Source organism: Streptomyces sp. NPDC048254, from assembly GCF_043201895.1.
Lineage (GTDB): Bacteria > Actinomycetota > Actinomycetes > Streptomycetales > Streptomycetaceae > Streptomyces.
Map to the genome: position 1 here is coordinate 596,660 of NZ_JBICZJ010000005.1, position 9,444 is coordinate 606,103.

Sequence of the window (9,444 nt, forward strand, 5' to 3'; positions counted from 1 at the left end):
TCAGTGGCCGCGCTCGGCGCCGCCGTTGACCTGGACGATCTGCGAGGTCACGTGCCCGGCGGCCGGGGACGCCAGCCAGTGCAGGGTGGCGGCGACGTCACCCGGTATGCCGGCCCGCCCGGTCGACGTCTCGGCGACGAGCCGCTCCCGCCGCGCCTCCTCGACCGGGCCGCCGAAGAACTCGGTGTCCTCGACGTACCCGGGCGCGACCACGTTCACGGTGACCCCGCGCGGCCCCAACTGCCGGGCCAGATCGTGGGCGTACGGATGCAGGGCCGCCTTGGCGGCGGCGTAGGAACCGGTCCCCGAGCCCCGGTACGCGGCGATGGAGCTGACGAACAGCACCCGCCCGCCGGGGTCGGCGAGCCGGTCCTTCAGCGCCTCCGTGAGCAGGACGGCGGTCAGCGTGTTCTGCGCGAAGTTGCCCGTCCAGGTGCGGGCGACGGCGTCGAGCGGATCGCCGGCCTCCGCGTCGGGCGCGAACGCCGCGTTCCCTCCGGCGCTGTGGACGAGCACGTCCACGGTGCCGATCTCGTCGGCGACGTACCGCGCCACGCCCCGTACGTCGGCCGGCTCGGTCAGATCGGCGGCGTACCAGACCGCCCCCGGCACCCCGGCCTTCTCCAGCACCTCTCTGCGCCGCCCGAGCAGCAGCACCCGATCCCCGTCGGAGGCGAACACCCGCGCCGCGGCGAGCCCGATCCCTGTTCCTCCACCACTGATCACAATGTTCCGAGCCATGATCCGAGACTACGAGCGCACCGCCGACGCCGCCTTCGGATATCCACAGCCGCCATACGTTTGTATGACTGCTGTTGCGTCAACTGCTGATGAGACGGGAGACGGAGACTAGCGAAGACTCCGGACGTCCAGATGCCGCAGCACCCGGTCCACGATCTCGGGATCCGCCCCCGGCTCGCTCCGCGCCGCCAGCACCTCGTGCCGTGCCGCGCTCAGCATCTCCTGCTGGATTCGCCGCAGCCGCTTCAACCGCTTCGCCCGCTTGTCGTGCCCCTCCCGCCGCTCGTCCTCCACCACCTCGGGGCTGATCCGGAACCCGATCTCGAAGGCCCGCCGCAGCATCTGCTCCGTCACCTCCTCCGGCAGGTCCTCGACCTGCTCGATCTCCTTCAGCCGCCGACGTGCCGCCTTCGCCGCCCGCACCGCCAGTTCCTTCTCGAACTCCTTCTCCTGATCGGTGTCCGCCCGCACCCCCAGCCGCTTCACCAGCCACGGCAGGGTCAGTCCCTGGAGCACCAGCGTCGCCATGATCACGCCGAACGCGATGAAGACGATCTCGTCCCGGTCCGGGAAGGCGGATCCGTCGTCGGTCTTCAGCGGAATGGCCAGGGCCAGCGCCACCGACGCCACCCCGCGCATTCCGGACCACCACATCACGACGGTCTCCCGCCAGCTGGTCGGGATCTCCTCGTCGTAGTCCCGCCGGGCGTGCAGCCGCTTGGTCAGCCAGGTCGCCGGCAGCAGCCACATCAGCCGGACCACGACGACCACACCCACGATCGCGGCCGCCCAGCCGAGCAGTTCGCCCCAGCGGCCGGACGCCGTACGGATCGCGTTGTGCAGCTCCAGGCCGATCAGGCCGAACGCGACTCCGGTGACCAGCGTGTCGACGATGTCCCAGAAGGTGTATCCGGCGAGCCGGGTCATCACGTCGTCGGCGTCGGTGGCGTACTCGGCGATGAACAGCGCGGTGGTGAGCACGGCGAGCACCCCGGAGCCGTGCAGTTCCTCGGCGAGGACGTAGGAGACGTACGGGACGAGCAGGGTCAGGCCGATCTGGAGGGTCGCGTCGCCGAGCACGTCCATCAGCTTGTTCGCGCCCCAGCCGAGCACCAGCCCCACCGCGACCGCGACCACGGCGGAGAGCAGGAAGTCCAGCCCCGCCCGCCAGGGCGAGAACGTGCCGCTGACCACGGCGGCGATCGCCACGTGGTACAGGACGATGGCCGTGACGTCGTTGAAGAGGCCCTCGCCCTCCAGGATCGACACCAGCCGGCGCGGCAGCCCGAGCTGCCCGGCTACGGCGGTCGCGGCGACCGGGTCGGGCGGGGCGACCAGCGCGCCCAGGGCGACGGCGGCGGCGATCGGCAGCCCGGGCACGATCGCGCCGGCGACGACGGCCACGCACACCGTGGTGACGAACACCAGGGCCACCGCGAGCAGGAAGATCGGCCGCTTGTTGGCCGTGAACTGGCGCCAGGAGGTCCGCCGTACGGCGGCGTAGAGCAGCGGTGGCAGCAGGCCGGGCAGGATCAGCTCGGGCGGGATGTTCACGTTCGGCACGAAGTCGGCCACCGCGAGGACGATCCCGAACAGGGTCATCAGCACGGGCGCCGGCAGCCCCAGCCGGTCCCCCACCGGGACGCTCACCAGTGCCCCGAGCAGCAGCACGAACAACAGGGCCAACTGATCCACGGCCAGCGCTCCGGGAGTCGACGATCACACAGCGGGCCTCAAGCCTGCCATGCGGTCTTCCGGCACGGGCCGCGCTACAGGGCGCGCCGCATCCCCTGGTGCGGGATGCCCGCCTCCTCGTACTCCGGGCCGTAGGGCTCGTAGCCCAGCCGCTCGTAGAAGCCCAGCGCGTGCGTCTGCGCGTGCAGGTCCACCGCCCTGAGGCCACGCGCGCGTGCGGCGCCCTCGATGGCCCGCACCAGGGCCACGCCTATGCCGAGTCCGCGGGCCTCCTGGGAGACCGCGAGCCGGCCCAGGGAGCCGAGGGACAGGTCGCCGTCGGTCTTCTCGGCGGCCGTCTCGCCGTACAGCAGCCGGCCGGTGCCCAGCGGTACGCCGTCCTCGCGGATCGCGAGCACATGCAGCGCCGTGGTGTCGTACTCGTCGTACTCCAGGTCCTCGGGGACGCCCTGTTCGGCGACGAAGACCTGCTTGCGTACGGCGAAGCACGCCTCCAGGTCGGCGGGGTCCCCGGCGACCCGCACCTCGTACGCGCGCGTGCTCATCCGTATGTCTCCTCGCGGACCTGGTCCAGCGCCGTGCTCAGGTCGGCCGGGTAGTCGCTCTCGAACTCGACCCAGTCACCGCTGCCGGGGTGCTCGAAGCCGAGCCGGACCGCGTGCAGCCACTGCCGGGTCAGGTGCAGCCGCTTGGCGAGCGTCGGGTCGGCGCCGTAGGTGAGGTCGCCGACGCAGGGGTGGCGGTGGGCGGCCATGTGGACGCGGATCTGGTGGGTGCGGCCGGTCTCCAGCTTCACGTCCAGCAGGGAGGCCGCGCGGAAGGCCTCGACGAGGTCGTAGTGGGTCACGGAGGGCTTGCCGTCGGCCGTGACCGCCCACTTGTAATCGTGCTGGGGGTGGCGGCCGATGGGGGCGTCGATGGTGCCGCTGGTCGGGTCCGGGTGGCCCTGCACGAGCGTGTGGTAGCGCTTGTCGACCGTGCGCTCCTTGAACTGGCGCTTGAGCGACGTGTACGCGCGCTCCGACTTGGCCACCACCATCAGGCCGGAGGTGCCGACGTCGAGGCGGTGCACGATGCCCTGGCGCTCGGCGGCGCCTGAGGTGGAGATGCGGTAGCCGGCGGCCGCGAGGCCGCCGATGACGGTCGTGCCGGTCCAGCCGGGGCTGGGGTGCGCGGCCACGCCGACCGGCTTGACGATCACGACCACGTCATCGTCGTCGTACACGATCTCCATGCCCTCGACGGGCTCCGCGACGATCTGCACGGGCGCGGGCGCGCCCGGCATCTCGACCTCCAGCCAGGACCCGCCGCTCACCCGCTCTGACTTGCCGACCACCGCGCCGTCGACCTGGACCTTGCCCGCCGCCGCCAGCTCGGCCGCCTTGGTACGGGAGAAGCCGAACATGCGGGAGATGGCGGCGTCGACGCGCTCGCCCTCCAGGCCGTCGGGCACGGGCAGGGTTCGGATCTCGGGAACGGTGCTCACCCGTCGAGTATGCCGGACCGTACCGACAGCGCCGTACGCGAGCCTGTCCGGCCGGCGCACAGGTCGCGGTCAGTCCTTGTGGACGGTGCCGTCCGGGTCCAGGCCGCGGAAGGAGAGCAGGACGATCAGGATGCCGCCGCAGACGATCGCCGAGTCGGCCAGGTTGAACACCGCGAAGCCCTTGGGCGCGATGAAGTCGACGACCTGGCCCTCGAAGATCCCCGGCGAGCGGAAGATCCGGTCCGTGAGGTTGCCGAGCGCGCCGCCCAGCAGCAGGCCGAGCGCGACCGCCCAGGGGAAGCTGTAGAGCTTGCGGGCCAGGCGGAAGATCACGACGATCACGGCCGCCGCGATCACCGTGAAGATGATCGTGAAGGCGCCGCCGAACCCGAAGGCCGCGCCCGGGTTGCGGATCGCGTGGAACTCCAGCCAGTCGCCGATGACCTCGATCGGCGCGTGGTGCTCCAGCTTCGCGACCACGATCGTCTTGCTGACCAGGTCGAGGGCGTACGCGAAGGCCGCCACGGCGAACAGCACGGCGATCCGGCGTCCGCGCCCGGGCCGCCGTTCGTCCCCGGTCCGCTGCTGCTCCGCGCCGGATACGCCGGGCGCCGCCGTCTCCTCACCACCGTCGTCCGGAGTGTCCGGCGTACCGATGATGCGCTCCGCCTCTGCCACGTGAGTCCCTCAACCTAGGTGCCTGCCTCGGGACGAGACTACGGCACGCCCCATGCGACCCCGATGCTCAGTAGCGGCGTTCCTGCTTCTGCTTGCACTCGACACACAGGGTCGCCCTCGGGAAGGCCTGCATCCGGGCCTTGCCGATGGGGTTCCCGCAGTTCTCGCAGAGCCCGTAGGTGCCCGCGTCGAGCTTCTCCAGGGCCCGCTCGGTCTGTTCCAGCATCTCGCGCGCGTTGGCGGCCAGCGCCAGCTCGTGCTCTCGCGTGATGTTCTTGGTGCCGGTGTCGGCCTGGTCGTCACCCGCGCCGTCCCCGGAGTCCCGCATCAGGCCGGCCAGGGCGCTTCCGGAGGCGTCGAGCTCGGTGCGCAGCCGCAGCGCCTCGGTCATCAGCTCGGTGCGCGCCTCCTCGACCTCCTCGGGCGTCCACGGGTCCTCGCCGGGGCGCACCGCGAGTTCACCCGGAGCCGCCGCGGCGACCCGCGCCTTGGGGACGGCGGTGTCCGCCGCCGCAGTGGCCGTGCCAGGAGTCTTCTTCGCAACCACCGTCGTGGCTCCCGTCTGCTTCGCGGCCCGCGCCGCGCCCGCTTTCTTGGCCGTGCTCTTCTTGGCCGTGCTCTTCGCCGCCGTGCTCTTTGCCGCTGCGGTCTTCGTCGCCGCGGCCTTGGACGCGCTCTTCTCCGACTTCCCCGCGACGCCCTTGGCAGCCGAGGTCGCCTTCTTCTCCACCGCCTTCGTCCCGGCGGCTCTCTTCCCGTCCGCTCTCTTGCCGTCCGCCTTCTTCACCGGCGTCTTCTGTCCAACCGTTTCCCCGGCAGAACCCTTCCCACCAGCCGTTTTATCCGCCACGGCCGTCTCCCCCGCGCGCGTGCCCCGCTTTCCGCCGCCCCCCTTGGTCTCACCGCCGGAGGCAGCCGCGCCCTTGGATCGGCCGGACGCCGACTGCTGTACGGCGGTCTTCTTCGCCACCATGGCCGCGGCCCCTTCACATATTGTGATCTTGCACGCGAATCGTGCTGGGACGATAAATCGACTTGAGTCCCGCGGCAACGGGGCACGCCGCCCGATCCGCCTGCCCCGCACCCCCCACCCAGCAGGTATGCATCCGTTGTGCCCAGCTCCCCGCGCGGTAATCCGCCGAGCCGGACATCCCAGGATGCGAACACGCGTACCGCGCCATTCGGGTCATCTCGGCAGGTGGACGGCCCGACGCCGCCCGCGCCCGGAAATCCGGTCGGCCGCTGTCCGTGCGGCGCCGTACACTGGGCGGAGCGAGAAGCGTGGATGGGGACGAGTAGCGACGTACGCAGCCCAGAGCGACCCGGGGACGGTGGGAGCCCGGGGGCCGGCGCGACGTGAAGATCACCCCGGAGCCGCCGGAAGAAAGCCGCAGCTGAGAAGCGGGGGCGAGTAGAACCGGTTTCGCGACCCCAATGAGGGGGCTCACCGGCGCGTACGGCGCCCGGGGAGCCAAGGAGGGTGGTACCGCGGGAGCGCGCCGCACACGGCGTAGGCAGGACAAGGCTCTCGTCCCTCCGACGGAAGGCAGCAAGTCCGTTGGAGGAAGCTCGCAGATGACAGCGCCGACGTACCGCCAGGTGCCCGCACAGGTCGACCTGCCCGCCCTCGAGCACGCCGTGCTCGACTTCTGGCGCGAGCAGAAGATCTTCGCCAAGACCCTGGAGCAGTCCGAGGGCCGCCCCGAGTGGGTGTTCTACGAGGGCCCGCCCACCGCCAACGGCATGCCCGGCGCCCACCACATCGAGGCGCGCGTCTTCAAGGACGTCTTCCCCCGCTTCCGCACCATGCGCGGCTACCACGTGGCCCGCAAGGCCGGCTGGGACTGCCACGGCCTCCCCGTGGAGCTGGCGGTCGAGAAGGAGCTGGGCTTCAGCGGCAAGCCCGACATCGAGGCGTACGGCGTCGCCGAGTTCAACGCCCGGTGCCGAGAGTCCGTGCTCCGCCACACCGACGCCTTCACCGAGCTGACGACCCGCATGGGGTACTGGGTCGACCTCGACGACGCGTACGTGACCATGGACCCCGAGTACATCGAGTCGGTCTGGTGGTCGCTCAAGGAGATCTTCAACAAGGGCCTGCTGGTCCAGGACCACCGCGTCGCCCCCTGGTGCCCGCGCTGCGGCACCGGCCTGTCCGACCACGAGCTGGCGCAGGGCTACGAGACCGTCGTCGACCCCTCCGTGTACGTCCGTTTCCCGCTCACCTCCGGTCCGCTCGCCGGCCAGGCCGCGCTCCTGGTGTGGACGACCACCCCGTGGACCCTGGTGTCCAACACGGCGGTCGCCGCGCACCCCGACGTCACCTACGTCGTCGCCACCAACGGCGAGGAGCAGCTGGTCGTCGCCGAGCAGCTGGTCGCCAAGGCCCTCGGCGAGGGCTGGGAGACCACGGGCCAGACCTTCACCGGCGCCGAGATGGAGCGCTGGACCTATCAACGTCCGTTCGAGCTCGTGGAGTTCCCGGAACCGGCGCATTACGTCGTGAACGCGGAGTACGTCACGACCGAGGACGGTACGGGTCTGGTCCACCAGTCCCCCGCCTTCGGTGAGGAGGACCTCAAGGTCTGCCGCGCCTACGGCCTGCCGGTGGTGAACCCGGTCCGCCCGGACGGCACCTTCGAGGAGGACGTCCCGCTGGTCGGCGGCGTCTTCTTCAAGAAGGCCGACGAACGCCTCACCGAGGACCTGTCGCAGCGCGGCCTCCTCTTCAAGCACCTGCCGTACGAGCACACCTACCCGCACTGCTGGCGCTGCCACACCGCGCTGCTCTACTACGCGCAGCCGTCCTGGTACATCCGCACCACGGAGATCAAGGACCGGCTCCTCGAGGAGAACGAGAAGACGAACTGGTTCCCGGACACCGTCAAGCACGGCCGCTACGGGGACTGGCTGAACAACAACATCGACTGGGCGCTGTCCCGCAACCGCTACTGGGGCACCCCGCTGCCGATCTGGCGCTGCGAGGACGACCACCTCACCGTCGTCGGCTCCCGCGCGGAGCTGACCGGGCTGACCGGCACCGACCAGTCGGCCCTGGACCCGCACCGCCCGTTCATCGACGAGGTCACCTTCGCCTGCCCGCAGTGCCAGAAGACGGCCACGCGCGTGCCGGAGGTCATCGACGCCTGGTACGACTCGGGTTCGATGCCGTTCGCACAGTGGGGCTACCCGTACAAGAACAAGGAGCTGTTCGAGAGCCGCTACCCGGCCCAGTTCATCTCCGAGGCCATCGACCAGACGCGAGGGTGGTTCTACACCCTCATGGCGGTCGGCACGCTGGTCTTCGACAAGTCGTCGTACGAGAACGTGGTGTGCCTCGGCCACATCCTCGCCGAGGACGGCCGCAAGATGTCCAAGCACCTGGGCAACATCCTGCAGCCGATCCCGTTGATGGACCAGCACGGCGCGGACGCGGTGCGCTGGTTCATGGCGGCCGGCGGCTCCCCGTGGGCGGCCCGCCGGGTCGGCCACGGCACCATCCAGGAGGTCGTGCGGAAGACCCTCCTCACCTACTGGAACACGGTCGCCTTCCAGGCGCTGTACGCCCGTACGTCGAACTGGGCGCCGAGCGCGGCGGACCCGGCCCCGGCCGACCGCCCGCTGCTCGACCGGTGGCTGCTCTCCGAACTGCACGCGCTCACCGACCAGGTGACCCAGGCGCTGGAGGCGTACGACACCCAGCGCGCCGGCAAGCTGCTGTCCGCGTTCGTCGACGACCTGTCCAACTGGTACGTCCGCCGCTCGCGCCGCCGCTTCTGGCAGGGCGACAAGGCCGCGCTGCGCACCCTGCACGAGGTGGTGGAGACCGTCACCAAGCTGATGGCCCCGCTGACCCCGTTCATCACCGAGCGGGTCTGGCAGGACCTCGTCGTGCCGGTCGCCCCGGGCGCCCCGGAGTCGGTGCACCTGGCGGCCTGGCCGGAGGCGGACCTCTCCGCGATCGACCCGGAGCTGTCCCGTCAGATGGTTCTGGTACGACGGCTCGTGGAGCTCGGCCGGGCCACGCGCGCGGAGTCGGGGGTCAAGACGCGGCAGCCGCTGTCCCGGGCGCTGGTCGCGGCCGTGGGCTTCGACGCGCTCGACCCGGAGCTGCACACGCAGATCACCGACGAGCTGAACGTCTCGTCGCTGGCGTCGCTGTCCGAGGTGGGCGGCTCGCTGGTGGACACCACGGCCAAGGCCAACTTCCGGGCGCTGGGCAAGCGGTTCGGCAAGCGGGTGCAGGACGTGGCGAAGGCGGTCGCCGCGGCGGACGCGGCCGCGCTGTCGCTGGCGCTGCGCGAGGGCACGGCGTCGGTGGAGGTCGACGGCGAGACCGTGACGCTGGCACCGGACGAGGTGATCATCACGGAGACGCCGCGTGAGGGCTGGTCGGTGGCGTCGGACGCCGGTGCGACCGTCGCGCTCGACCTGGAGATCACCGAGGAGCTGCGCCAGGCGGGGCTCGCCCGGGACGCGATCCGGCTGATCCAGGAGGCGCGCAAGAACAGCGGGCTGGACGTGGCCGACCGGATCGCGCTGCGGTGGGTGTCGACCGACCCGGCGGTGATCGCAGCGCTCGCGGAGCACGCGTCGCTGATCGCCGACGAGGTGCTGGCGACGGACTTCGCGCAGGGCGAGGGGGGCGACGGTTACGGCGATCCCTTCACCGACGAAGGGTTGTCGCTGACGTTCCGTCTGCGTAAGGCGTAAGCGCCGGCCTGTCCGAGAAGGGCCCGGTCTCCACAGGGCGGTTTCTAGGGGTGGTCGCAACACGTGGTCGTGTTGATCAGGCCGCGAGCAGTTTATGCAGGCGCTCGGCTGGGGTTTCCCAGCCGAGCGTT

At 70.9% G+C, this 9,444-nt stretch carries 7 protein-coding genes; 1 reads left to right on the forward strand and 6 read right to left on the reverse strand.

Going from position 1 to position 9,444, the window contains the following annotated elements; genetic code table 11:
- The 6 genes from ACGFZQ_RS18065 to ACGFZQ_RS18090 all read right to left on the reverse strand — a co-directional run bounded on the left by ACGFZQ_RS18065 (nucleotide 1) and on the right by ACGFZQ_RS18090 (nucleotide 5,387).
- Complete coding sequence (locus tag ACGFZQ_RS18065) at nucleotides 1–741, reverse strand: SDR family oxidoreductase (protein WP_351732514.1); 741 nt, start codon at nucleotides 739–741, stop codon at nucleotides 1–3.
- Nucleotides 742–849: 108 nt separating this feature from the next.
- Nucleotides 850–2,436, reverse strand: coding sequence for a Na+/H+ antiporter (locus ACGFZQ_RS18070; RefSeq protein WP_351732512.1), 1,587 nt, complete (start codon nucleotides 2,434–2,436; stop codon nucleotides 850–852).
- A gap of 74 nt (nucleotides 2,437–2,510) precedes the next feature.
- Nucleotides 2,511–2,981: a GNAT family N-acetyltransferase gene (locus tag ACGFZQ_RS18075; RefSeq protein WP_393841186.1), complete on the reverse strand. Its 471-nt coding sequence runs from the start codon at nucleotides 2,979–2,981 to the stop codon at nucleotides 2,511–2,513.
- The gene (locus ACGFZQ_RS18080; protein WP_351695250.1) at nucleotides 2,978–3,922 is read right to left on the reverse strand and encodes an RluA family pseudouridine synthase; all 945 of its coding nucleotides are present in this window, start codon (nucleotides 3,920–3,922) and stop codon (nucleotides 2,978–2,980) included. Before ACGFZQ_RS18080 ends, ACGFZQ_RS18075 begins: the two co-directional genes overlap by 4 nt.
- Before the next feature lie 69 nt (nucleotides 3,923–3,991).
- Nucleotides 3,992–4,600, reverse strand: coding sequence for a signal peptidase II (gene lspA / locus ACGFZQ_RS18085; RefSeq protein WP_351695252.1), 609 nt, complete (start codon nucleotides 4,598–4,600; stop codon nucleotides 3,992–3,994).
- Nucleotides 4,601–4,667: 67 nt separating this feature from the next.
- Complete coding sequence (locus ACGFZQ_RS18090; protein WP_393841187.1) at nucleotides 4,668–5,387, reverse strand: TraR/DksA family transcriptional regulator; 720 nt, start codon at nucleotides 5,385–5,387, stop codon at nucleotides 4,668–4,670.
- A gap of 788 nt (nucleotides 5,388–6,175) precedes the next feature.
- On the opposite strand from ACGFZQ_RS18090, the gene ileS reads away from it, so the two are divergent.
- Nucleotides 6,176–9,313 carry an isoleucine--tRNA ligase gene (gene ileS, locus ACGFZQ_RS18095; RefSeq protein WP_393841188.1) on the forward strand — a complete coding sequence of 1,046 codons (3,138 nt, stop codon included), beginning with the start codon at nucleotides 6,176–6,178 and terminating at the stop codon, nucleotides 9,311–9,313.
- Nucleotides 9,314–9,444 lie beyond the last annotated feature (131 nt).